Below are 25,680 nucleotides of genomic sequence, written 5' to 3'. Positions count from 1 at the left end.
TGCTACCTAACCGATATGACCAACCGCATGAAGTAACCAAACCATGACAAAACTGAGCAGCACCCCAATCACACCGAGGACAACCCCTACTTTAGCCATTTGGTTACTTTGAACGTGCCCGGTAGCATGCGCCAACGCATTAGGTGGTGTACTGATAGGTAATGACATACCAAGTGATGCAGCAAAGGTAACCACGAGAATCAACGTGATTTCTCCACCTAATGGAGTAAGCGAAGTCATTGAAGCACCAAGCGCGGCCATAATCGGCATTAATAAGTTCGCGGTGGCGGTATGTGACATAAAATTGGCCATAATGAGACACAAAAATGCCGCACCAAATAAAACAACTTGGATTCAAGTACGAAGTGCGACACCTCTGAACATAAAAACAGTAAGGTGCGATAATCATGAAGTTTGCTCCCGCCAAGAAGTAAAAAACATGAAATACACACACCTCACTGAGATTGAAAGGTATATGATTTCTGCGCTCAGAAAGCAAGGGATCAGTACCGCAAAAATAGCTAAACAACTGGGGCGTCACAAAGCCACTATCTATCGAGAAATTGAACGTAATTGTCGTTACAACAAGTTCTTCGATAGATACTCTTATCAACCAGAGCGAGCACAGCAAATGGCGCGCAACCGGCTTAGTCGTTCACGGCGAAATAAACGCTATACCGAACTTGACTTCAGACTACCTGAAGCATTGCTACGACTGGATTGGAGCCCTGACCAAATCGTCGGATACCTAAGAATGAGAGGCTATCCAACAATGAGCCACGAGCTCATTTATCAGCGCGTTTGGAACGATAAAACTCTCGGTGGAACGTTATGGAAACACCTACGCCAATCCACCAAGAAAAGGCGTAAAAGGTACAACTCAAAAGACAGTCGAGGACGGCTGGCAAATAAGCGTCATATTGCCGAAAGACCTGCAGACGCTGAGCATCGAAAAGAGCCTGGCCACTGGGAAATTGATACCGTCGTGGGTCGCGGAACCAAGCACTGTATCGTCACTTTAGTCGACAGAATGACTGGCTACACTTTTATCGGTCAAATGGACGATAGAACAAGCGAGTCACTCAACGTAAGAATGAGCAAAATCATGACCCGCTCTGACTTACCTTTTAAAACGATAACATCAGATAACGGCACTGAATTTCATGGTTATGCACAACTAGAAAAACATCATAACTGCCTGTTTTACTTTGCAAATCCATACCATTCATGGGAACGAGGCACTAATGAAAACACCAATGGTTTGATACGACAATACTTACCAAAACGAACCTCCATGTCACACGTGACACAGAAGCTGTGTAATGAAATTGCATATAAATTAAATACACGCCCACGCAAAAGGCTTGGGTATAGAACACCAACGGAGTATATTCATGCGCATCTGTAGAAAGTGTCGCACTTCAAACTTGATACTAAGCAACGTAAGGTGAATACTGTGCAAAAGGAATGCTGTTCACCACTAGTTGCGCTAACCCCGTTTTGTCTAATGCAAGTCCTAGCGCAATACCACCAGACACTAACCACAACACATCCCAAGAAATTTTCTTTAGATCTTCTTTGTTGATGATGCCAGTAAGAGAAAAGACAGCCACAGGTATCAGTGCAACAGTATAAGAGTTCATACCATGGGTTGAGCCCATCAACCAAAGAAGAATGGTCAGAGCAAAGGTAACATACACAATAATGGCTTTTGGTGTTTTTAAAAATTTACCTTTAATGGTCAATTCAATTTTTTGTTGCTCTGCTTTAAACATGGCGCTAATCAATACCCAAGCGAGTGCCATCATTATGATCACAAACGGCACCCCAAAGGCCATCCATTCACCAAAGGTAATTAAATTTTCACCAACCAGATATTTCAATGCGATCGCATTGGGAGGAGTACCTATTGACGTACCTATACCGCCAATATTAGCGGCGACCGGAATACACAAAGCAAAAGCAATTCGCCCTGGATCTTTTGGACCAAACACTGCGATGACTGGCGTTAAGATGGAAAGCATCATCGCTGTTGTTGCGGTATTGGACATAAACATCGAGAAGATGCCAGTAATTAACATCAAGCCTAACATGACATACTTGGGATTCTGGCCAAATGGTTTGAGCAGCACTCGTGCAAGGTTGACATCCAAGCGATACTTAGTGGCGGCCATGGCTAAGAAAAAGCCACCCAAAAACAACATAATAATTGGGCTGGCAAACGTCGCCATGATATCAGTATGTTTTAGCAAGCCACCAAAATGAGCTTCTCCCTCAGCAAGCCTCATAAACCAGATACCTTTATCCGATACCATTAGGAGCTCTAACACGATCACGACTACCGATGTGGCATAGATTGGGATCGGTTCAAATACCCAACAAAGAGCGGCGAGCAAAAAGATGGCAATCACTCGCTGCTGTATTACGGTCATCCCTTCAAAAGGGAAAGCGGTCATAGGCAACAATAAAATAAGTAATGGAACTAAAACAGGGATGATAAATTTTAAGTAAGGACGCACCATATAAACTCTTCCTGAGTACTCATAGAAACGATAATTAGAGGTGTACTTGAATCTCGAACAACGTTGCCATTATGTTACAGTTACTCAGCAAAAAGTTTGGTGTTAGATCAATGAACAACGATTACCACTAAGGCAAATACTCAGAATGAGGGGTCGCTTGCAAATCCTCTCACCACTCTTAGGTGTTAAACCAATAATCAACCACCCTCACATCATTAAAATTAATCAATCGTTTTATCTTTGCACAATCAAACATCTGCTACTTTAATAGTATAGGTATCGTCAATTTATAGATAACATGATAATATCCGCGACCAATTAGGATGTAGATCACATTGTCGGTAAATGGATGTTGTTCGCTTAAGCGACTTTTGACAAAAACAATCAAAGGTAACTCATTCATGTTTTTAAAAAATCTATCCATCAGACAGAAAATTGCAGGCTCATTTAGCCTCATCGCTTTAATCAACATCCTCTTCGCTTGGTTTTTATATAGCGAACTCCAAGAAGTCAAAAGTCAGTTGGTGAATTTTGCCGACGATACACTGCCTGCACTACAACACGTAGATTCAATGGGAGATAAACTCTCCTATTGGCGTCGTACGCAGTTTGCTTCCTTGCTCACCGATGATATAAACGAAGTGAAACAACGCCTAGTGACTAGCCGTCAATTACAACAAGAGGTTGATGCAGGTTTAAAACAGTATGGAAAAAGTGTTTGGCCAGGAGAAGAGGAGCAAACATTCAAGAGTTTGATGGCTAATTGGGATAGTTACACAACGATCATGACTCAGTTTAATCAGGCTTTAGCGAACAATGACAAAAATAGTGCGCATAAACTGCTAAACCAATCTCTCGATAATTTTCGTCATATTGAAGCCGACATAAAAACGCTGATTGGCATCTTGCAAAAAGCAATGGATGGCAACAAAAGCTATATTCTTAAAGCAGTTGACACACTGAACACTTCATCAAGTATCAGTAATGTTTCCATTATCGTCGTCATGGTCATTATCACCCTCTTCTTGACTCGCATAATTTGTGGACCTTTACGATTAGTTGTTGACCAAGCAAACGCGATTGCAGAAGGTAACTTAGCAAAACAGATCGATCGTAATGCTATTGGCAATGACGAATTAGGTGAACTTGCCGATGCCTCACAAAAGATGCAGAACAATTTACGTCAACTGATCGAAGAGATCATCTCCGCTGTAACACAACTGAGCAGTGCTGTGGAAGAGATGAGTCAAATCTCCAATATCTCAGCTCAAGGTATGAAAGAGCAGCAATATCAGATCACACAAGTCGCAACAGCGATGACGCAAATGAAAGCCGCAGTGGCCGATGTAGCACGCAACACGGAAGACTCAGCATCACAAGCAAGTAGTGCCAACACTAAAGCGAAAGAGGGTGCGACAGACAATGCCGCGATGGTGAGCTCCATTCAACAAGTGGCTACAATTATTGGTCAGGCTGGCGAAACCGTTGCAAATTTAGAACAACAATCCACACAAATTAACGTGGTACTTGACGTTATTCGTAACATCGCTGAGCAAACAAACCTATTGGCACTGAACGCTGCGATTGAAGCAGCCCGCGCTGGTGAATCTGGCCGAGGCTTTGCTGTTGTTGCCGATGAAGTGCGCACCCTTGCGGGAAGAACTCAAGCTTCAACTGGCGAAATCACAACCATTATCGAAAAATTACAAACCATGGCAGGCGAAGCAAAAGAAGCAACCGAACGTTCGCGCGTCAGCATTGACTCTTGCGTCGTTCAAGGAACCCACTCGCAGCAATTGATGGTTTCAATTGAAAACTCAGTAGCTCAAATTGCGGATATGGGAACACAAATCGCCAGTGCTTGTAGTGAACAAGATTCCGTTGCCGATGAACTAAGCCGCAACATTGAAAATATCCATACGGCTTCACAAGAAGTCGCGCAGGGTTCAGAACAAACGGCGCAAGCTTGCCACGAACTCAGTCAATTATCGGTCACATTGCAAGACGCAATGGGGCGTTTCAAACTTAACTAAAATAGAGTCAGCCCCTAACGGGGCTTTCTTGTTTTTACTTACTTAGGAGATAGAATGAATTTCAAAGCCTCTTTTCTTACACTGTCAATTGCCATGGCTTTACCCTCTTTTTCAGCGACTTCTGCACCTTTAAGCCTTAACGTCAGTGAGCCTTCTATACAAGAAATTCAGCAATCCAATACTTGGCTTGAGATCGATCTTGGCCAATTCAAACAAAATATTGAGCAGTTTAAGAGCCACATCAACAGCCAAACTAAAATTTGCGCCGTGATGAAGGCTGATGCTTACGGCAACGGTATTCGCGGTTTAATGCCAACTATTCTCGCGCAAGGGATCCCTTGTATCGCAATTACCAGTAATGCAGAGGCTAGAGCCGTACGTGAGAGCGGGTTTAAAGGCCAGTTGATGCGTGTTCGCTCTGCGAGCATTGATGAAATCGCACAAAGTGTCGAGTTCGATATCGAAGAGCTAATCGGTAGTAAAATACAAGCTGAGCAACTCGCTCAGCTAAGCCAGCAAAAAGGTAAAACGATAAGAGTACATTTGGCATTAAATGATGGCGGTATGGGACGCAATGGTATCGATATGTCAACCGATGCAGGAAAACAAGAATCGATTACGATTGCTACTCAAAGTGGCATACAAATTGTTGGGATAATGACGCATTTCCCCAATTACAATCCAGACGAAATCCGCAGTAAGTTGGCCAGTTTTAATACCAATTCAGCTTGGTTGATTCAGCAAGCAAACCTAAAACGCGATGAACTGATTTTGCATGTTGCCAACTCCTACACTGCTCTCAATGTACCGGAAGCACAACTTGATATGGTACGTCCTGGCGGCGTCCTATATGGCGACTTACCAACTAACCCGGAATATCCGTCAATCGTCTCATTCAAAACACGTATTGCGTCATTGCATCATCTTCCTAAAGGAAGCACTGTTGGCTATGACAGTACATACCGCGTAACCAAAGAGAGTGTTTTGGCAAATCTGCCTGTTGGCTATTCAGATGGTTACCCAAGAAAAATGGGCAATCGCAGTGACGTATTGATTAACGGTCAACGAGCAAAGGTGGTTGGAGTAACTTCAATGAACACCACATTGGTTGACGTAACCGATGTGAAAGGCGTCCTTCCTAATCAGGAAGTCACCTTGTTTGGCGCGCAAAAGCAAGGCCGAATCACTGTCAGTGAGCTGGAAGAAAATGCAGAGCTCATATTCCCTGAACTGTATACGATTTGGGGAACGGCAAACCCTCGTTTCTACATCCACTAAGCCAAGCCCACTTAATTTATCTTTTGGTCCGTGAGTGTTTTGCACTCACGGTATCCCCTTTTAATTCACCGCTCGTTGTTCCTATTAACCCCTTTATTTTTCAGGCATAATCGGCCCGTTCCTTTTATTTCATATGGATGCGCATGCGACCGATTAAATCCCCTATATTCTTGGCTGTGTTAACTCTACTCTTGGCCATGACCACCATTCAATCTGGCGCGTCACTAGCCAAGCAGCTATTTCCTATTGTTGGTCCAGGTGGAACAATTGCACTGCGCGTTGGTCTCTCTGCATTAATACTGTTAATGATTTTTCGCCCATGGCAGTTACGACTTTCTCTTTCACAATGGCGCTCAATGATCATTTACGGAGCAAGCCTAGGTGGAATGCAACTGATGTTCTATTTTGCTATTGAACGAATTCCTCTTGGCATTGGGGTTGCGTTGGAGTTTTCTGGGCCATTACTCATTGCATTTCTCTCATCTAAACGCAAAAAAGATCTGATTTGGGTTGCGCTTGCTATTCTGGGCATTGTTTTTTTATTGCCCGATCTAACGGGTGTCGATTCACTTGATCCGATTGGCGTTGCACTGGCTTTAGCGGCTGGCGGATGCTGGGCAGCCTACATATGGTTTGGTCAAAGGGCGGGGAGTGTCGGTTCTGGAGGCGCAACCGTTGCGATAGGGATGACAATTGCGGCCCTGTTTGCGTTTCCAATCGGCGTTGTATTATCAGAGGCGTCTATTTTTACGTGGTCAATACTGCCTATGGCGTTATCTGTCGCGATTCTTTCAAGCGCGGTACCTTATTGCCTAGAAATGTCGGCTTTAAAGCGTTTGTCTACACAACACTTTAGTGTGTTAATGAGCTTAGAGCCCGCCATCGCCGCATTAGCTGGATTAATTATTCTTCAAGAACAATTAAGCTTAACGCAATGGATCGCCATTATGATGATCATCACTGCCTCAATGGGTAGCACGCTATCGGCGAAGAAATAAGGTGAACAGTTCAAAATAGTTCGGCACTACTGTCCCCCCTCTTTGTTTTCAATGAATACACCGCTACGCAACAAGTCTTCATAACATTGTACTTGATTGCGGCCGTGGTTTTTGGCGAAGTAGAGTGCTTTGTCTGCTCTATCTAAAATCGTTGAGAGATATTCTCTTGGCGAGATAGAGCAGATACCAATGCTAAGCGTGATATGTTGAACCTGAGGAAAACGAAACTGCTCGATGTGCTGTCTAAACCTCTCGGTTCTGTTTAGCACGACCTCATACTCACTGGCAGGAAAAATAATGACGAACTCTTCTCCACCAAACCGAAACAGTTGTTCTTGATTAAGAAAAAAATTCTGCATTTGCTGAGCCACCAAGAGCAAAACTTCATCGCCAATCAGATGGCCAAAATTATCATTGATCCGTTTAAAATGGTCGAGATCAATGATGGCAACCCAAGGCATCACTGAACCTACTGTCGTCGTTTCAGGAAGCACATCAAAGCTAAGGCGCAACCTATCCTCTAACGTCCTTCGATTCAACAACCCTGTCAGCTTGTCACGCTCATTTTCATGCAATAATAAAACGTAATTTTGGTAAATTTTAACAAAGCCTTCAATGAGCATTTGATATTGTTTGGGCGGAACTTTTAGAATCAGAGACAACCTAGCAGAAAAACTATCGTTGATCGCAATAGGGTAAATGCAATGGTATCCGTTTGTACCTAAATCTTCTATTTTGGGCTCGATATCAGAATGGTTATGTCCATAGCTTGGAACCGTCTCGCCCTCATATTCCCAGTTAATTTCAAATTTTCCAGGTATACGGCTACAGATAGTAGCTTTTGCAATGACATAGGAATGAGGTCCAATGTAATGTTCTAAGCAGGCCGATTTCAGAGGCAACATCTCGACTAGAGCGCTGATGACACAATAACCCAATGACACCGCATTTTTCTGCCCCGTAATTTCAACAACAGATTGGAGAATTTTATCGTCCATGCGCCCTCCCGAACATCTCTTATGATCAGTATAGGAAAGAATGGGTAGCGCGATGTTACAAAGTTTGTATCAATTAAATAACTTTCGAGTACTGTAGATCGAATAAAAAGCAGCCTAAGCTGCGTTTTATTCGTTTATTCGTTTATTCGTTTATTCGTTACTTTCTATTACCCAATTTGACTTTGCCATTTGAACCAAACCATAACGCTTGAGCACGGCGACGCCCCAATAAAATTGGCCCATCATCGTAAAATAAGAAATTTTTCCAGTATTTTTTAAATACCGACCATTGGGTTTCGATAATATTGTACTTTTCATAACAAAAATAAACGGTCACGTCATTTTGCCAATCAATATGGGCCAAAATATCAACGGGTAATGATTCATCGTCACTTTCCCATTCTTTCATCCAACTGATTTCATTGATCCAACTGCCTGCTTTACGAGGCCAATCTTGAGAACTTAACCTCTCTGAATCTGGGCTTTGAGCACTGATATTTTCCAGCCAAAACTGAGCCGCTCTGGCTTGAGACATGGGTTTAATATGCACCAGATCTTGCTCAGGAACTGGCATTGATTGGTGAGTGAAAATCCATTTTCTTTGGTATTGATCCAAAGGCAGATACGACATTGAATTTCCTTAATGTTTTAGCTGACTTGTGAATATAGCCGCTTTACTTTTAAAACGATAACCCATTAGCTTGGGCGCCAATCAGCATTAATCAATGCTGTTAGGTTGTGATCTTCCCATTGGCCATCAATGAGCAAATAATTTTTAGCGTAACCTTCGGCCTGAAAGCCCATTTTCATCAACACCGCTTCACTGCGTTTGTTGATTGGCATATAACCAGCCATGATACGGTGTAGGTTTTGTACCTTAAACATGTAGTGGCACGCCATTTTTAATGCACGGCCCATGATGCCTTTACCTTGTGCATTCTTCGCTAACGAATAGCCGAGATTACAAGCATAAAATGGAAAGCGTGAGAGGTTACTAAACGAAATGGTGCCAAGCATGTCACCACTGTTAATATCGATGATGAGCAAATAATAGCCTAATTGCATTTTATGCAGCTCACCAAGTTTAATCAGCCGCTGTGCCCACCCGTGAGCCTCAAAAAACGCCGCTTCTCGCTTAGGTTCCCAAGGCCGTAAATGTTCACGATTACTCGTAAAATAGGCGGCGATCATCTCCGCATCTTCAAGTTTTGCGGTTCGCACTAAAATATCATTGTCCACTTCATACACTTGGGACAAGGTGCTGCATGACTGCATCAATTTTTCCTAATTCCGTAGTCGCGTAGCTTATTGGCGATAGAGGTGTGTGATACGTTTAAACGCTTAGCCAACTTACGGCTTGAAGGGAAAGACTGATATAAACGTTCCAAAATTTGAGATTCATACTCTTTCATAATGTCATCTAATGAGCCATCAAGATTGACATGGGTATTGCCAGTATGAACGGTTTCAAGCTGCGGCAGATGGAAGAGATCCACTGTTAACTGATTATCAGACATCTCCGTTAGCGCCCTGAGCACCATGTTGTCCAACTGCCGTACGTTGCCTGGCCATTGGTAATGAGAGAGCTGATCCGCCAAATCTTCCGCTAGTAGTGGTTTGGCCATACCCATTTTCTTAATGTGTTTCGCCACGAACAGTTCAAGCAATGGCTGAATGTCGTTAGACCGCTCACGCAAAGTAGGAATACGGAGAGTTAACACATTCAGACGATAAAAAAGATCTTCACGAAATGCGCCTGATTCGGCTAAATCTGCCAACTTGTGACGCGTCGAGGCAATCACACGAACATTAACATGAACTTCATGCTCCTCACCAACGCGGCGGAATGTACCATCTTGCAAGAAGCGCAGTAGTTTAATTTGTAAATGAGGGCTCATCTCCCCGATTTCATCAAGAAAAACGGTGCCGCCATTCGCCTGTTCAAAAATACCTTTATGGCCTTGTTGATGATTAAATGACCCTGGCGCATGACCAAACAACTCCGTTTCCGCAACATCATCCGGCATTGAAGCACAACTCAGAACTAAGAAAGGAAAGGAGGCACGGTGAGAGCGATTATGACAAGCCTTGGCCAACATCTCTTTACCCGTTCCGGTTTCGCCTTCTATAAGCAAAGGTTGATCAAGCATTGACAGCTTCTTAGCTTGGCTAATGAGCGCTTTATGGCGGTTAGACACTCCGACAAAATGTTCAAAACCAAGGTTATTGTGTAAAGGCAAAGCATCATCGACGACGCCGCTAGGGCTTTTAGAATGAATCATCATCATGGTACTTGCCAAGGTGGATTCTTTCGACTCACCCGTAATATAAACAGGCATCATCTCCATCAGATAATCGAGACCATCGTGCACGATCTCCTCACGTTGTCGTGCTTTGTTGCCTTCAAGCCAGCGTGATAGGTTAAAGAAAGGTAATAATGCAGAAATGGGCTGCCCTATCACCTCTTTCTCTGTTTTATTAAACAGCGATAGTGCTGAATAGTTTGCCATATCAACAAACCCTTTCAGATCAATCGCCAGCACCGCATCAGGCACGTTGTTGAGTAATGAAATTAACTCGGTGTTATGCCGCTCCATGGGCATGAATTGAATTTTCCGAACATCTTTTACGCCAGAAATTCGGCGAATTTCAGCCATCAATTCACTGAATGTTTCAAAATCAATGTCAGGGCAGTTGAGGTAAATAATGCCGATGACATCGATTTCAATCCCACGCAAATCAATGTTTCTCGATGCAAGAATATCGAGCAGTTCTCGGGTTAAGCCGAGTCTATCTTCACAAGAGACTTCAAGACGCACTTAAAAATCCTAATAAAAAGTGTCAGGAAAAGTTGACAGTAGTTTCTATCAAGCCTTGTATGGCGTCAAGTTATCTCATGTTTTGAGGTTCACATTCGGGCATATTATTTGATAAATGTTGCTTATTTCACCGTAAGCGCGGCAATTCTTGCGACGATCTGTTTGCGAATCGCCCCTAATTTTACTTTTCTGTCTGGCTGCCATGTCATCGGCCTGAGCAGTGCCATGGCTTTCAAACCAAGACGAGCGGTCAATATTCCCACCCCTAAACCTTGCCCTGCCCGCGCGGATACTTTTCCGGCTAAATCCATAGAAAGGAGATCCATACTGGCGTCGATGGCGAGTTCGCTGGCACCTGCCGCTGCCATATTAACCAATACTGACTTAAATAAAGAGAGACGAGACCAGTAACCCAATGGCACTCCATACAGTTTTGCCAGTTGATCAATCATAGTAAAATTACGCCATGCCACTAACAACATATCTGCGATGGCTAAAGGGCTAATTGCCACTAGTGCTGCCGCTTCTGTTGAATATTGTGAGACGATTTTGGTTGCTTGTTTATCTTGTTCACTCACCACCATAGCATCGTACATATCGAGTATTTCAGCATCGCTGTGTGAAGCATTAACGCTGTTTAACCAACGATCATAGGCTGGGCTTTCGGTTTTTATGCCACTTTGTTTAGCTAGAGCTTGGCAGAACGCGAGCCCATGACCAACGCTGTCGGTTTGCATAAGCTGTTCGCTTTGCTCTTGAATACTAAAATGATGGCGAAGTGCTCGTAACTTCCACAGCTCTTTGATTAAGGTACTTAAGCCTAACGATGCCAAACCAGCAATAAATCCCGCCCAGCCCAATGCTAACCAGTCCGCTGATTGAATCGCCGTGATAACTGAATCGATAGCTTGCCAACCGATTAAACCTGCAAAGCTTATAACTAATGCCGCAGCTCGCCATTTCCGACCTTGTGGTGGACGAATGATTTGCTCCAACTCTTTTTCCGCAGCACTCTCTTCATTGCTGATCGGCATTGGAATGAAGGCTTCATTATTTTGAAACTGCTGTTGAGCCGTAAGCTCTGGCGTACTCTTCTGTTGTGGTTCTAATTTTTGATTAAAGATTTGCTTGGTTTTTAAATCACTCATTTCAGCTTATCTCCAATTAAATATTCCAACGCTTTATCTAAACGGATATGAGGGCAAGGTTCATCACAGCTAAATGCTCTTGGTTTAAAACTGGTGAATTCAAACCCTTGATGATGCCAATACTCTTTGTTAGGTAACTTTTTCGGCACATCGCCGGGAAAAATGGTCAAGGTTTCGCCATCGAGAGTCACACCTTGTAAGGCTGGAATGGTGCGCTCACCGCTATCAATAAAACCCGCTTGTGTGGCCTGTATCGATGCCATACTGATGCAACTCATCTCAATATTCTCATAGGCGGCGCTTTGCCAAGCAGGATGAACCATCTGCTGCAGTAACGACACCAAATGCGGGTGTTGTTCAGGGGTGACATGATCCGCTTTGGTTGCGGCAAACAGCACTTTGTCTATCTTGGGTGCAAACAGACGCTTGAGTAAGCCATTACGACCATAACGAAAGCTATGCATAATCTGCTCAAGCGCACGACGCATATCCAAAAAGGAGCCGTAGCCATCATTGAGTGGAGATAAGCAATCGACTAACACAATCTGCCGATCAAACGTGGCAAAATAATTTTTGTAAAAAGCTTTCACAACCTTGTTTTGGTATTCTTCATAGCGTGCTTTTAACATGCTGTAATTACTATTGGGAGCCGGCTTGTCTTCACCGTACGGATTACGGCATGGGAAAAATTGCAGAACAGGCGCACCTTCTAGCTCTCCCGGCAACACAAAACGCCCCGGTTGCACCCAATGTAAACCAGCATTTTTACACGCGTGCAAATACTCCGTAAACAGCATCGACAGTGAAGCAAGCTTTTGCTCATTGGTATCATGCGTTACATCAAGTTTAGCTAACCCCTCAAGCCACGGCTCGGCTAATGAGGAACGCAGTCCACTTAGCGCTGAAAACTGCTGTTCTGACCACTGTTCATAGGTCATTTCGAGCAGAGGCAGATCCAACAGCCATTCACCCGGATAGTCGATAATATCGAGATAAAGTGTGGCCGTGTGACCAAATAATTTTTTACTGCGCTTTTTAGGTTTGTATTTGATCGCTAGGCGAATTTCGCTGACGTCACGAGTGGGCACAGGCCAATGTGGCGGTTCGCTGTGTAACTGTGACATCGCTTCATCGTAAGCAAAGCGTGGAACCATTAAGTTAGTTTGAGGGACACGTTTTGCACCCACAATGCGTCGGTCACGCGTTGCGGAAAATAGCGGTAAATTATCATGGGTAGAGGTGTGCAGTAATTGGTTCACTAAGGAGGTAATAAAAGCCGTTTTCCCCGCTCGCGATAACCCCGTGACAGCAATTCGAACGTGCGAATCTAATCCACGGTTAATTAAATCAGTCATTTCTCGACGAATGTGCTTCATTCACTCACTCCACTTCATTTGATGACGCTACTTTATGTGTATTCACCTTAATCAGAGATGAACAAAAAGCCCCTGACAAGAATCAGAGGCTTAGGCTTTTTTGGCCAAAAAAATCGCTGTTCTGTGTTGAGCTGCTCACATCGGCTCAATCATCTTCTATTAATTTATAAATCACAAACAATGCAGCCTCAAGCATCACCCATAACACGCAGGTGATTGTGACGTACTTATCATCGAAGATGCTGATGCCATGTAGAATAAGGTCATAGCCGAGGAAAACCCCAACCACAATAGCGATAATAATTTGTAATATTTTAATAAAACGAGGCATCTACCCTCCTAGTTTTGCAAATGAGCATTTCAATTATCTACTGATTTATAGACGATAACTGCAGCCTAAGCTGCAGTTATCGTGAGAACGCGATGAGATCAGATTAAGCTTTCTTTTGAGCTTCGGCAATCTTCACTTTCCATGTGTCTGGGCCTATTTGGTGAGCATTCGCGCCACGCGAGTCCACCGCAACCGTGACTGGCATGTCTTCAACTTCGAATTCATAAATGGCTTCCATACCTAAATCTTCGAATGCCACCACGCGTGCTTTCTTAATCGCTTTCGCCACTAAGTAAGCCGCGCCACCCACCGCCATCAAGTAGACCGCTTTGTGGTTTTTGATTGACTCCACCGTCGCAGGTCCACGCTCTGCTTTGCCTATCATCCCCATAATGCCCGTTTCATCAAGCATCATGTCGGTAAATTTGTCCATACGTGTCGATGTGGTCGGGCCTGCTGGACCAACAACTTCATCACCCACCGCATCAACGGGGCCAACGTAATAGATAAATTTACCTTTAAGATCGACGCCTTTAGGCAGCCCTTCGCCATTTTGCAACATTGCTTGGAGTCGTTTATGTGCGGCATCGCGGCCCGTTAAAATCTTACCGGAAAGAAGCAGTGTTTCACCGGTTTTCCACTCTTGAACCTCTTCTTTAGTGACCGCATCAAGGTTGACGCGGCGCGCGCTTGCTCCTGCGTCCCACACAATTTGTGGCCAATCTTCTAGCTTTGGTGGTGTAAGTTCAGCAGGGCCCGTGCCGTCTAGCGTAAAGTGAACATGGCGGGTCGCCGCGCAGTTAGGGATCATACAAACAGGTTTAGACGCGGCGTGAGTCGGCGCTGTTTTGATTTTTACATCCACAACGGTGGTTAAGCCACCAAGCCCTTGCGCACCAATGCCTAAACGGTTCACGCGGTTAAAAATATCTAACCGCAGTTCTTCTTCCGCATTTTGTGGACCACGATCAATCAGTTCTTGAATATCGATATGCTCCATCAATGATTCTTTAGCAAGCACAGCCGCCTTTTCCGCGGTGCCGCCAATACCAATGCCGAGCATACCCGGAGGACACCAACCCGCCCCCATCAAGGGTACGGTTTTTTCTACCCATTCAGCAATGTCATCGGAAGGATTGAGCATTACCATCTTGGTTTTGTTCTCACTGCCGCCGCCTTTGGCTGCGATTTGAATGTCGACTTTATTTCCTTGCACCATATTGATATGAACGACAGCAGGCGTATTGTCTTTAGTATTAATACGCTTACCAGCAGGATCCATTAATATAGAAGCGCGCAATGGGTTATCTGGATTGGTGTACGCTTGACGAACTCCTTCATCAATCATTTCTTGCACCGTGAGATCAGACTCCCATTGCACATTCATACCAATGTTGACAAAACAGGTTACGATGCCGGTATCTTGGCAAATGGGTCGATGCCCTTCTGCTGACATGCGCGAGTTAATGAGAATTTGTGCGATCGCATCTTTCGCAGCTTGACTCTCTTCTCGATGATAAGCCTTTTCTAGCGCTTGAATGAAATCCAGAGGGTGGTAGTAAGAGATATATTGAAGAGCGTCAGCGACACTGCTGATCACATCCTGCTTGCGAATTACCGTCATTGCGTGCCTCGTTATTGTTATGCTTCCCTTGACTGTTGCGTGTTCCTCATTCAATAAGCGGTAAGCTTCTCAGCAAAAAATCAACTTATTGATGTGATTCAATCAAGTAGCAGCTTTTAATTTGCATTTTATGATACTCTTGCTTTACTCAACACGCCATGCAGTGATCGGTCTCTTTGTCACAAATTACGCAAATGAACAACAACGAATTCAATCATATCCAAGTTAACGCACTGACTTACCATGTCGATCTCGCTCACCAATTGTTTTCTAAAATCGAAGACTGCCCGTGGGCTATGCTGTTGCGCTCCGCCTCTAAGACGCATATCGATAGCCGTTTTGATATTTTAGTCGCTGAACCACTGGTCACCTTAGTGACACAAGGGGATAAAACGACGGTATGCGAACCGCAGTCTCGTTATGATTCTCAGTTAGACCCATTCCAACTGCTCAAACAGTTGCAGCAGCAGTATTTGCCCGATGTTCAAAGCGATATGGACCTTCCTTTCGTGGGCGGTGCTCTCGGTTATTTTGCTTATGACTTAGGGCGGCAGATAGAACGAATTCCAACGCTCGCTGAGCACGATCTATCCACACCTGATATGGCGATTGGCCTCTATCAATGGGCGGTAGTGATTGATCATTTGCACCAATCAGCCTACATAGTAGGCAATCATATTGATGAAGCATGGCAATGGCTCAACACTCAGAACCCCAAAAACAACGACGATTTTGTATTACGCTCTGATTGGCTATCCAACATGAGTAAAGAAAGCTACCAACGGAAATTTGAGCAAATCCAGCACTATTTGCTCAGTGGTGATTGTTATCAAATCAATCTCGCACAGCGCTTTAAAGCCGACTACGAAGGCAGTGAATGGCAAGCTTATCAAAAACTGGAAGCGTTTAATTGCGCACCATTTTCGGCTTTTATTCGCTTAGAGAAGTCAGCGATTTTGAGCGTCTCTCCCGAGCGTTTTATGCAGGTCAAACACAACATCATCGAAACTAAGCCGATAAAAGGCACCCGACCAAGAAGCGATAACCCCAGCATTGACGCCGCTAACGCGGCAGACCTTGCTTGCGCAGAAAAAGATCAAGCAGAAAACTTGATGATTGTTGACCTATTACGAAACGATGTTGGCCGTGTGGCAAAACCGGGGTCTGTACATGTGCCTAAGCTGTTCGATATTGAAAGTTTTCCTGCTGTGCATCACCTTGTGAGTACCATTCGCGCAGAACTTGATTCCGCCTATTGCGCGGCCGATCTATTAAGAGCCAGCTTCCCCGGAGGCTCAATTACTGGCGCACCAAAAGTACGTGCAATGGAAATTATTGAGGAGTTAGAGCCTAACCGCCGTAGCGCTTACTGTGGCAGCATCGGCTATATTAGCCGCCACGGGACAATGGACAGCAGTATTGCTATCCGAACTTTGGTGGCAGAGAAGCAACAACTGCACGTTTGGGCTGGTGGCGGTATTGTTGCCGATAGTCAGTGTGAGCTTGAATATCAGGAGACACTGGATAAACTGAGCCGAATTTTACCTGTGCTTGATCATTCTCGTTAACCTTTCCAAGGTTTATTGAACTAGGCTAAAAAGAGATAGACGCAAAATTCGAGTAGGTAACGAAAATGAAGAGAAACAGCGTACAGACTGCGACCCCCTTGACAAAAGATCGGCTTATCCAGCGCTTTCAGTTGCAACAACCTGTGCCTTATCATGAAGAATCTATCCGTCGTGTGGCACACCTTGCTCCTCAAACCTTACGCAAGGCTTCAGTGTTAATTGGTTTTGTTGAGCGGCAGAATGGTTTAAATGTGGTATTAACCAAAAGAGCTGCGCACCTTAAACATCATCCGGGACAAATCAGTTTTCCTGGCGGGAAATATGAGGAAGTCGATGGCTCGCTGCAGATCACTGCGCTTCGTGAAGTAAGAGAAGAAATTGGAATTCTAGCAAACGACATCACTATTTTTGGGCAACTGCCTGAATTGGTTACCGTCAGTAAATTTGTAGTGACGCCCTTTCTTGCTTTTATCAACCCCAATTACAAGGCCATTATTGATACCAATGAAGTGGACGAAATATTTGAAGTTCCCGCCCACCATCTGTTTGATCGGAACAAACTCTATAGCGAATTATTTCAAGTAAAAAATCAACGACATCGCGTTTTCGCCATCCCTTATCAACATCATTTTATTTGGGGGATGACAGCGCAGATCATTCATGTTTTGCAAAAACAAGTTATTCAACCTCATTAATATTCAAACTATTCAACCATAAGTTTAAATAACACGGATGATTATTTTTCCTTATCCCTCCCAAAAGCAAACGTTTGGCATGAATAAATGTTAACCGAAGCATTATATTGATAACTTTTACGGCTCTTCTCCGCTTTCATGAGTCTGTATGCACAGGCTCATTCATCATAATCACATGATTTATAATGCTTATTTTAAAAATAAGTCAGTAGTCTATTTTGTCGTCTTTGTCTTCCTCGTTATTTAGCTTTAAAGGCCAGTGTGTTGAATCTTGTTCAATAGAAGAAATGTCCCAAGGCGTACTCGTTCGCTGTCGTCGAGATCGTAGGTATAAAGTCAAAGAGCCAATATCAGGGACTTCCTGCACCGTCGATCACTACGTTAAAAGACGTCTTCAAGATTTACCTGTGAGTGGGCGACCTTGTACGATTGAGGTTGAGCTGGCTAAAACTAGAGACAAAGAAGGACGACGGTTGATCGAAGAGACTGAATATGTGGCTAAAGGTGGTCGTTATACCGCTCGCTTTTGCAAGTTCATCAGTGGGTTATGTCGCCATATGAGCATACATGCCGTCTCTCAACATTTAGGAATCCGTTGGGAAACAGTAAAAAATATCGATAGGGAATACTTGCGTTCAAGCTTACCAGCATTAGACCCCGAGAAACTGAATAACTTGGTTCATATTGGCGTCGATGAAGTTGCCAGAGCCAAGAGACACGATTATATGACGGTTGTTTATGACCTCGTCTCTGGGCATTTAATTTGGGTTGAACATGGCCGAAAAGCAGAAGTTCTGATCTCCTTCTTTGAGCAACTATCAGAAGAAACCAAATCAGGAATCAAAGCAGTATCAATGGATATGGGCCAGTCTTACCAGTCGGCGGTCAGGAAAATGCTTCCCAATGCTGATATTGTTTTTGACCGATTTCATGTCATGCAGAACTACTGCATCTTAATCAAAAAAGAGAGAGCAAAAGCTTTTAGAAATGGCTCTCACGACGAAAAAAAAATGTTGAAAGGAACGCTCTTCCTCCTACTGAAAAACGCTCACAAATTGGATGATAGACAGTCTGACAGACTTGATGACTTACTTGAGAGCAACAAGACTTTGTGCGTTGTTTACATGCTCAAAGAGCAGCTACAAGCCATATGGGATGAACCCGATTACGAAACAATGGTGGCAGCTCTAGAAGCTTGGTGTCGTCTTGCCAAATCGACCAGAATACTTTCCTTAATTAATTTTGCCGATGCTTTATTGGAAAGAAAAGTGGGTATTTGTAACTACGGAAAATACAAACTGACTAACGCTCGGGTAGAAGCAGGTAATGTCTCGATTGGCTTACTCAGACGAAGGGCAAGAGGGGTGAGAGATACAGACTATTTCAAATTGAAGATCAGACAAACATCGGTTCCCGATACACACTCAACTTTTTACCCAAATATCAAGCTCACCTAAGCGGAGAAGAGCCCTTTTCTAATCCAAATCATTAACATTACTCACATGTAGCACGCCATTTTCGTGATCAAAAATGGGTTTTTGACATATCATTCAATAAGCCAGAACGTTACATGATTTAGATCTAGTTTTCGAATGAGAAAATTATGCAAAATGCGCTCGACTTATTTCCTGTTCCCAAAAATGAGCAATACAATATGAACACAACAACTTCGTCGGCATCTGCCGTACAATCGTCTAGCAAGTGGACTTATAAAGATTTCACTTGGTGTCTTTCACTTTTTGGTACAGCCGTTGGTGCCGGTGTACTTTTCCTTCCAATTAAAGCTGGTGCGGGTGGTTTTTGGCCATTAGTAATGTTAGCCCTAATTGCGGCGCCAATGACTTGGTTCGCACACAAAGGCTTAGCTCGCTTTGTTCTTTCTTCAAAAAATGTTGATTCTGATATTACTGACACAGTAGAAGAGCATTTTGGTAAAACTGGCGCAAACCTTATTACGTTCGCATACTTTTTCGCCATCTATCCTATCGTTCTTATCTACGGCGTTGGTATCACAAACACCGTTGATTCCTTCCTTGTTAACCAAGTTGGCATGGAATCGATTCCTCGTTGGCTACTTTCTGGCGCACTAATTGCTGCCATGACAGCTGGCGTAATCTTTGGTAAAGAACTGATGCTAAAAGCGACGTCTGCCATGGTGTATCCGCTGGTTTTCATTTTATTAGCTCTTTCTTTCTACCTTATCCCAGATTGGAACACTTCAATGATGGAAGTCGCACCTGATTGGTCTGCGATGCCAACCATCGTTTGGCTTGCTATTCCTATCATCGTGTTTTCTTTCAACCACAGCCCAATCATCAGCCAGTTCTCTAAAGAACAACGCCTACAATACGGTGACAACGCGGTTAAGAAAACCGACATGATCACTGGTGGCGCGGCCATGATGCTAATAGGTTTTGTGATGTTCTTCGTGTTTTCTGTTGTGCTATCTCTGTCGCCAGAGCAACTCGCGTTAGCAAAAGAGCAAAACATTTCTGTGCTTTCTTACCTAGCAAACATCCATGAATCACCAATCATCTCTTACATGGGTCCTCTTGTTGCCTTTGCAGCGATCACCTCTAGCTACTTCGGTCACTTCTTAGGTGCTCATGAAGGTTTGGTAGGTTTAATTAAATCTCGCTCAAATAGCTCAGTAAGCAAGATTGAAAAAATGTCACTGCTCTTCATCGTGTTGACTACTTGGATTGTAGCGATTGTAAACCCAAGCATTCTAGGCATGATTGAAACCATGGGCGCACCTATGATTGCTGGTATCTTGTTCCTACTGCCCGTATTTGCAATGCACAAGGTTCCTGCAATGGCGAAGTTCAAGACTTCAGCACCAGTACAGATTTTCACAACTATCTGTGGTCTTGCTGCTATTACTTCTGTAATCTACGGCGCTCTTTAATCTGGTGGTTATATCTACCGTCATGAATACTGCATACAGAACATAACTATAATAATGAGCCTCCCTCTTAGCTAGGGGGGCTTACTTTTGAGGTAATCGATATGATTAGTGTATTTGATATCTATAAAATCGGTGTTGGTCCTTCAAGCTCACACACAGTGGGACCAATGAAAGCGGGTAAAGAGTTTATTGATGATTTACGTTCAATGGGAAAATTGCGCGACATCACTAAAATCACCGTGGACGTTTATGGTTCATTATCACTGACAGGGAAAGGTCACCACACAGATATCGCTATCATCATGGGTCTTGCTGGTAATACCCCTGAGAAAGTGGATATCGATGCTATTCCAGGCTTTATCGCACGCGTTGAAGAAACCGAGCGTCTTCCCGTTGGTATGCACTGTCATACCGTATCGTTTCCTAAAGAAGGTGGAATGAATTTCCACAAAACGAATTTGTCCTTGCACGAAAACGGCATGCAGATCCACGCGTGGATCGATGATGAAGTCGTTTACTCAAAAACCTACTACTCTATCGGCGGTGGTTTTATCGTTGACGAAGAGAACTTTGGTAAAGAAAAAGAGAACCCAATTAAAGTTCCTTATGTCTTCACTAGCGCTGACGAGATGATGAACCAATGCAAAGAGAGTGGTCTTTCCATCAGTACGCTGGTTATGGCTAACGAAAAAGCACTGCATTCTGATGAAGAAGTTCGTACTTACTTTGCCAATATTTGGAAAACCATGCGCGAATGTATGGATCGCGGTATGAATACTGAAGGTATCTTACCAGGGCCTCTTCGTGTTCCACGCCGAGCAGCAGCACTTCGTCAACAGTTAATGACCTCAGAAAAAACCACTAACGATCCAATGGCGGTCGTTGACTGGGTAAACATGTACGCTTTTGCAGTGAACGAAGAAAATGCCGCGGGTGGGCGTGTGGTGACAGCACCGACTAATGGCGCATGCGGTATTATTCCTGCAGTGTTAGCCTATTACGATAAATTCATTCAGACCGTTACTGAAAAAGACTATATCCGTTACTTTGCCGCCTCTGGAGCTATCGGTGGGCTTTACAAGCGTAACGCTTCTATTTCTGGTGCGGAAGTGGGTTGTCAAGGTGAAGTAGGTGTTGCCTGTTCGATGGCAGCAGCGGGCCTTGCAGAACTGATGGGTGGAAGCCCTGAACAAGTTTGCATGGCCGCTGAAATTGCGATGGAGCATAACTTGGGCTTAACCTGTGACCCTGTCGCGGGACAAGTACAAGTGCCTTGTATCGAGCGCAATGGTATTGCTGCCGTGAAAGCGATCAACGCAACGCGGATGGCGCTACGCCGCTCATCGGCACCTCGTGTTTCGCTTGATAAAGTGATCGAAACTATGCTTGAGACAGGTAAAGATATGAACGCCAAATATCGTGAAACGTCCCAAGGTGGTTTAGCGATTAAAGTCGTTTGCTAACGAACACCTATCTATTTAAAAACCTCGTTCATTAAAACTTAACGCCACTCGCTTAACAGCGAGTGGCGCATTTTATGACTTTACCTCACGATCCAGTGAGAAACTTAAAACTGGCCGAGATATTCCCAGTGTCCATTAGTTGGATTGGGATCGGTTGGGTAAGGGAAATAACCATACTTCGTCACTTTCAAGCGGTAGTAGTGGTAGCCACCTCTAAACGCATATTGATAAATATCGTTCACGTTGCCACGCTGACCATCACTGCCCCACACGCCCATCGCATCTTGTTGATACCATTCCAATAGCATCCGTTCAAAGCTGGCCAGATCGCGATTGAGCTCAGTAAGATACTCTTGAATAGAAGAGTCACTGCCTAGCCAAATCCAATCTTGGTTTGACGCTCCGCGCGTTGGGAATGCCTCCCCTTCGCCCGGACGCTTTTGGATAAAGTAATGGTTTTCACCATCGATTTGCCCAACAAACACCGCATTTTGCTCATTATCCCAAGTGGTTGAGGTACGCTCATCCCATGTCAGCAAGCGAGATACACCAAAGTAGCTTTGCACACGTGCTTCAACGCTCACACCCTCGGCTCTGTTGAGCTTGATTGGGTTGAAAGCAAAGTTAATGTGGTCATCTGCCGAGCCAAGGTATTTCCAACCTTGATCACTGGTTTGGTCGGTCGGGAACGCCCCAGCTTCAAGCGTGCGCATCACAAAGTAGTCGCGCGTGCCCGTTTCTGGATTCGGGTAAACATACAACGCCCCTGCACGGCGCTCCGCTTTCGTCACACCATTGTTGAGCACGCCGCGTCCATAGTGTTCGGCCACAAAGGCATCAAACTCAGCGATGGTCGCAAAATCCGTGTTCAGCAAGGTCTGGTTCTGGGCGAAGGTTTTCGTCATATCGACCACTTGGCTGTAACCGTATTCCTGACCGATGATGATTGGACCTTTGAGCTTATCCAGCGGCGGATTTTGATCTGGCGTCATTCGAGTCAACTCCGTCTCACCCTCGAGGTTAGAACAGTGCAGGCTCACTTGCGTGGGAACCCCACGCTCCATCGATAAGTTAACGTGGAACTTGTTACTTTCATTACCAGCATGACGAGAGGCACTCAATTGCACTTGCTCACGCACGCCGCCAGCAAACTCAACATCTAATTGGCACTGGCCCTGAGCCTGATAGGTTGGACGCAACACCTCATTGCCACGGAGCACATATCGCCACGTTTGACCATTTTTATGCATCACCCCTGCGATCTGTTCACATTGGTTACCGACAACAAATCCGGCACCATCGTGATCCTGTCCTGACTTATTGAGTGTGCATAGGTTGACTTCACCAACATCGGCCGTCGGCGTGTACGTCACCGCGCCACTACCATACTTAGAGAGCAGCTCATAATCGCCTGGCGCAGAAGTCATGTTCATATTGATATTCCACTTCATATCGCGTCCAGGTGAACAGCGGTCAGTACTGGCTTCAACTCCACCAACAAACTGAGCGCGATCGCCATTGGCTGCTTGGAAAGTAAACTTACACAACCGTTGCTGCTCACCATCCATGCGCAATGTTTGCCAAATATCGCTATCGAGCTGTGCCTGCGTCAAGTGCTCGGCCGCTTGCCAACCTTCTAGCTGATACTCGCCTTGCTCTGGCTGTGGCAGCTCAAACAGGTTGCCATAATTTGAGTAAACCAGAGGATAGATTTGGCTAGGGTTCTCATTCTGCGGATCGTAAATCCCCAATAAGGTCACTACTGGCACACCCACTTGCTGCGGTTTCGGTGTATCGGTTTCTACCGCTTTATAACGTTGGGTACTCTGATCCCACTGCACATAACCGCTTGGACTGTGGCTATCTAGGTTGAAGCCGTTGTTCATCCAACGCTGTGCTTTGCGCGACTGAGCCGGATGCTCCAAGGTAAAGCGGCTGATGGTGCCCACGTACTCTTGTTCACCGCCATTTTGCGCATCACGCAGGAAACGGAAAGCATCTTTAAACGGCGGTACAATATCGTCACCTTGCTGTTGGGTGTAGACATCGCCTTTCCAGTGCAGGTTACCAATAAAGCGTTGGTGGAACGCATCCCACCCCCAGCCGGACTCCAGATCGTGAATTGAGGCCATGTACGGCCAGTGACCTAAACCATAGTTATGCCCAAGCTCATGAGACCACTCGTTACCGGTCGTCGCTTCCAGTGTCACGATGCCGCCGCCACCACTGCCGCCATGAACCACAACTTGAGCTAAATCTGTACCTTCTTTGGTATACACCCCGACGTTGGTGTGTGCGGTAATGTGGTTGTAGCGGCGGTTGTATTGCTGCGAATAACCCGCACTACTCACAATGCCGACGTTGGCGTTGTTGACACCTGTAGATACCAACGCTTTACCGATCGCTTCACGCATATCACCGCTGTGCCAACCGCCCGTACTTGCGCTCTTGTCGGTATACACCACACCGTTTGGCATGGTCACGACTGGAAAGTGCGCAGGGGTATAATCGGCCATCACCAGTTTAGAGGCAGGAATTTTCTGGAAATAATCCGCCGCAAGCGTAGGCAAGTTTTGGATCATGGTGTTGCGATCCCGCGGTGGCATTAACATGCCGATATCAATGTTCTGGATCACCAACTCAGGCGCACCGCCAAACTGGATTTCACCTTGGCTGAGCACACCCTCACGACCTAAGTTGTCAGTAAGACGCAGAGATAGTCCCGGCTTCATCCAATCCCATTGCAGGGGCAGCGACCATGCATGATGAGAAAACACCACTTTCATGCGACCATTCTCTGGCTGATCCGACGCGGCCAGAGAACTTGGCGGCAGCATCAAGGTGGTTTGCACTAATTCGCCATCGAGAAACACTTCGGCGCGGACTTGGTTAATCTCCTCACCTTGCTGCGGCGTAAACAGCAGTAAAGCTTCACGGTTCATGATCGCATCGAAATGGCCTTGCCCAGTCAGCTCATTGCCCTTGGGCGCAACCGAAGTATGGGTTTGCGTGATGCTCAACCCGCCTTCTAAACTGCCTTGCAAATGGTTCGGGGTTGGGATCTCATCAGCAAAGCCAACTCGAGCTTCCTGAGTCGTGAAGCGCACCACTTTCGGCTCAGCGCAATCGACTTGATTGCAAGAACTGAGGGCTATTTCATACTGGGTTTCTGGCTTAAGCCCACCCACAAAGAAACCCGCAGAAACATGGTCATAACGTCGAACATCACTGTGATCACTGAGGTTGGTGACCGTGAGTGTCACTGAGTCCGTTTCGTTTTGCCCAAGCCAGTCAAATGACACACCGACATCAGACAGGCTCGAAACGGTTAACGAGCTAATCTCTGGCTTCACTAACGCACCACAATCAGAGGTTTCGGTACGATAGATGACATCACGTTGCCTGATGTAGCTACCATCGGCGCGCTTAGACCCGTGTGCCGCAGGAATGTATTCGACAAAACAGCCTTGATCGTCCGGTTGGTAAACACCAAATTCGCGGCTCATCAGATAAAAACCGCCGTCGTACACCATGAATTCCCAACTCTGATCGACAAAATCGATCACATTGCGATAAGGCGTATCATCGCCACTTTGATAAGGTATAAAGGGGAATTGCAGATCATTTTTGTAACTAAGCCGATAATCGAAGCCTTTATAGTGGATCCAACGCTCACCGTTGCGTTCAAACACCCCTTCTCCACGTTCGGCGGTCGCTTTAATCGATTCTAACCGCTCGACGATTTTTTCCCCGATCTGGATCAAGGTGAGCTCATTTTGCGCCCAAACGGGTGCGCTTCCCAGTAGCCCTGCTACCAGAAGCGTTAATGGTTTCTTATTCATCATTGGATTGCTCATTTTAGTTTATAGTGACGTGCCTGAATTTCAGCAGCAGCAACCCACGAAATCTGCGCTGGTTA

18 protein-coding genes and 2 pseudogenes are annotated in these 25,680 nt (G+C 45.0%); 9 read left to right on the top strand and 11 right to left on the bottom strand.

The window, feature by feature from the left end; all coding sequences use genetic code 11:
• Positions 1–6: 6 nt before the first annotated feature.
• Positions 7–348 (bottom strand): annotated as a pseudogene (locus N5E84_RS05350) (anion permease); the annotation flags it as partial.
• Between the two features lie 91 nt (positions 349–439).
• Here N5E84_RS05350 and N5E84_RS05345 point away from each other — a divergent pair.
• Positions 440–1,408, top strand: coding sequence for an IS30 family transposase (locus tag N5E84_RS05345; RefSeq protein WP_081245536.1), 969 nt, complete (start codon positions 440–442; stop codon positions 1,406–1,408).
• A 31-nt stretch (positions 1,409–1,439) separates the two neighbouring features.
• Here the strand turns inward: N5E84_RS05345 and N5E84_RS05340 are convergent.
• A pseudogene (locus tag N5E84_RS05340) lies at positions 1,440–2,519 on the bottom strand (SLC13 family permease); the annotation flags it as partial.
• 404 nt (positions 2,520–2,923) lie between these two features.
• Between N5E84_RS05340 and N5E84_RS05335 the strand changes: the two are divergent.
• The 3 genes from N5E84_RS05335 (at position 2,924) to N5E84_RS05325 (ending at position 6,831) form a co-directional block, all read left to right on the top strand.
• Complete coding sequence (locus N5E84_RS05335; RefSeq protein WP_026028720.1) at positions 2,924–4,555, top strand: methyl-accepting chemotaxis protein; 1,632 nt, start codon at positions 2,924–2,926, stop codon at positions 4,553–4,555.
• A gap of 54 nt (positions 4,556–4,609) precedes the next feature.
• Positions 4,610–5,833, top strand: coding sequence for an alanine racemase (alr, locus tag N5E84_RS05330; RefSeq protein ID WP_019282918.1), 1,224 nt, complete (start codon positions 4,610–4,612; stop codon positions 5,831–5,833).
• Positions 5,834–5,976: 143 nt separating this feature from the next.
• Positions 5,977–6,831, top strand: a complete 855-nt coding sequence (locus N5E84_RS05325; RefSeq protein WP_029388382.1) for an EamA family transporter — start codon at positions 5,977–5,979, stop codon at positions 6,829–6,831.
• 26 nt (positions 6,832–6,857) lie between these two features.
• On the opposite strand, the gene N5E84_RS05320 is transcribed toward N5E84_RS05325, so the two are convergent.
• The 8 genes from N5E84_RS05320 to N5E84_RS05285 form a co-directional block, all read right to left on the bottom strand.
• The gene (locus N5E84_RS05320) at positions 6,858–7,829 is read right to left on the bottom strand and encodes a GGDEF domain-containing protein (RefSeq protein ID WP_069212118.1); all 972 of its coding nucleotides are present in this window, start codon (positions 7,827–7,829) and stop codon (positions 6,858–6,860) included.
• 157 nt (positions 7,830–7,986) lie between these two features.
• Entirely contained in the window at positions 7,987–8,460 is a 474-nt protein-coding gene (locus N5E84_RS05315) for a DUF2947 domain-containing protein (protein ID WP_010320690.1), read from the bottom strand.
• Positions 8,461–8,525: 65 nt separating this feature from the next.
• Positions 8,526–9,107 (bottom strand): ribosomal protein S5-alanine N-acetyltransferase, encoded by a 582-nt coding sequence (gene rimJ, locus N5E84_RS05310; protein WP_013856783.1) that lies wholly within the window; start codon positions 9,105–9,107, stop codon positions 8,526–8,528.
• Entirely contained in the window at positions 9,104–10,648 is a 1,545-nt protein-coding gene (tyrR, locus tag N5E84_RS05305; protein WP_019282920.1) for a transcriptional regulator TyrR, read from the bottom strand. The genes rimJ and tyrR overlap by 4 nt, the downstream gene beginning before the upstream one ends.
• A gap of 122 nt (positions 10,649–10,770) precedes the next feature.
• Positions 10,771–11,796 (bottom strand): YcjF family protein, encoded by a 1,026-nt coding sequence (locus N5E84_RS05300; RefSeq protein ID WP_019282921.1) that lies wholly within the window; start codon positions 11,794–11,796, stop codon positions 10,771–10,773.
• Positions 11,793–13,172: a YcjX family protein gene (locus N5E84_RS05295; RefSeq protein WP_019282922.1), complete on the bottom strand. Its 1,380-nt coding sequence runs from the start codon at positions 13,170–13,172 to the stop codon at positions 11,793–11,795. The genes N5E84_RS05300 and N5E84_RS05295 overlap by 4 nt, the downstream gene beginning before the upstream one ends.
• A gap of 145 nt (positions 13,173–13,317) precedes the next feature.
• Entirely contained in the window at positions 13,318–13,503 is a 186-nt protein-coding gene (locus N5E84_RS05290; protein WP_010320694.1) for a hypothetical protein, read from the bottom strand.
• Positions 13,504–13,606: 103 nt separating this feature from the next.
• A complete protein-coding gene (locus N5E84_RS05285; RefSeq protein ID WP_029388383.1) occupies positions 13,607–15,127 on the bottom strand; it encodes a fumarate hydratase in 1,521 nt (506 codons plus the stop codon).
• Positions 15,128–15,303: 176 nt separating this feature from the next.
• Here N5E84_RS05285 and pabB point away from each other — a divergent pair, with 176 nt between their 5' ends.
• From pabB to N5E84_RS05260, 5 genes are all read left to right on the top strand, one after another.
• Entirely contained in the window at positions 15,304–16,695 is a 1,392-nt protein-coding gene (pabB, locus tag N5E84_RS05280) for an aminodeoxychorismate synthase component I (protein WP_019282924.1), read from the top strand.
• 65 nt (positions 16,696–16,760) lie between these two features.
• Positions 16,761–17,390 (top strand): CoA pyrophosphatase, encoded by a 630-nt coding sequence (locus tag N5E84_RS05275; protein ID WP_013856776.1) that lies wholly within the window; start codon positions 16,761–16,763, stop codon positions 17,388–17,390.
• Positions 17,391–17,677: 287 nt separating this feature from the next.
• Complete coding sequence (locus tag N5E84_RS05270) at positions 17,678–18,847, top strand: ISL3-like element ISVa10 family transposase (protein ID WP_076611988.1); 1,170 nt, start codon at positions 17,678–17,680, stop codon at positions 18,845–18,847.
• Positions 18,848–19,044: 197 nt separating this feature from the next.
• Complete coding sequence (locus N5E84_RS05265; RefSeq protein WP_116285037.1) at positions 19,045–20,298, top strand: aromatic amino acid transport family protein; 1,254 nt, start codon at positions 19,045–19,047, stop codon at positions 20,296–20,298.
• 101 nt (positions 20,299–20,399) lie between these two features.
• Positions 20,400–21,761, top strand: a complete 1,362-nt coding sequence (locus tag N5E84_RS05260) for an L-serine ammonia-lyase (RefSeq protein ID WP_013856773.1) — start codon at positions 20,400–20,402, stop codon at positions 21,759–21,761.
• A 104-nt stretch (positions 21,762–21,865) separates the two neighbouring features.
• Here N5E84_RS05260 and N5E84_RS05255 read toward each other — a convergent pair whose 3' ends face one another.
• A complete protein-coding gene (locus N5E84_RS05255; protein ID WP_029388253.1) occupies positions 21,866–25,603 on the bottom strand; it encodes a M66 family metalloprotease in 3,738 nt (1,245 codons plus the stop codon).
• Positions 25,604–25,680: the final 77 nt, after the last annotated feature.

The organism is Vibrio sp. J502, assembly GCF_025397955.1.
Lineage (GTDB): Bacteria > Pseudomonadota > Gammaproteobacteria > Enterobacterales > Vibrionaceae > Vibrio > Vibrio anguillarum.
Note: the sequence above shows the minus strand (reverse complement) of the source record. Positions and strands in the feature narration are given on the sequence as shown.

Coding starts and splice junctions, on each gene's coding strand:
- N5E84_RS05345 (WP_081245536.1), top strand. CDS start 440: ATGAAATACACACACCTCACTGAGATTGAAAGGTATATGATTTCTGCG.
- N5E84_RS05335 (WP_026028720.1), top strand. CDS start 2,924: ATGTTTTTAAAAAATCTATCCATCAGACAGAAAATTGCAGGCTCATTT.
- alr (WP_019282918.1), top strand. CDS start 4,610: ATGAATTTCAAAGCCTCTTTTCTTACACTGTCAATTGCCATGGCTTTA.
- N5E84_RS05325 (WP_029388382.1), top strand. CDS start 5,977: ATGCGACCGATTAAATCCCCTATATTCTTGGCTGTGTTAACTCTACTC.
- N5E84_RS05320 (WP_069212118.1), bottom strand. CDS start 7,829: ATGGACGATAAAATTCTCCAATCTGTTGTTGAAATTACGGGGCAGAAA.
- N5E84_RS05315 (WP_010320690.1), bottom strand. CDS start 8,460: ATGTCGTATCTGCCTTTGGATCAATACCAAAGAAAATGGATTTTCACT.
- N5E84_RS05300 (WP_019282921.1), bottom strand. CDS start 11,796: ATGAGTGATTTAAAAACCAAGCAAATCTTTAATCAAAAATTAGAACCA.
- N5E84_RS05295 (WP_019282922.1), bottom strand. CDS start 13,172: ATGAAGCACATTCGTCGAGAAATGACTGATTTAATTAACCGTGGATTA.
- N5E84_RS05290 (WP_010320694.1), bottom strand. CDS start 13,503: ATGCCTCGTTTTATTAAAATATTACAAATTATTATCGCTATTGTGGTT.
- N5E84_RS05285 (WP_029388383.1), bottom strand. CDS start 15,127: ATGACGGTAATTCGCAAGCAGGATGTGATCAGCAGTGTCGCTGACGCT.
- N5E84_RS05275 (WP_013856776.1), top strand. CDS start 16,761: ATGAAGAGAAACAGCGTACAGACTGCGACCCCCTTGACAAAAGATCGG.
- N5E84_RS05270 (WP_076611988.1), top strand. CDS start 17,678: ATGTCCCAAGGCGTACTCGTTCGCTGTCGTCGAGATCGTAGGTATAAA.
- N5E84_RS05265 (WP_116285037.1), top strand. CDS start 19,045: ATGAACACAACAACTTCGTCGGCATCTGCCGTACAATCGTCTAGCAAG.
- N5E84_RS05260 (WP_013856773.1), top strand. CDS start 20,400: ATGATTAGTGTATTTGATATCTATAAAATCGGTGTTGGTCCTTCAAGC.
- N5E84_RS05255 (WP_029388253.1), bottom strand. CDS start 25,603: ATGAATAAGAAACCATTAACGCTTCTGGTAGCAGGGCTACTGGGAAGC.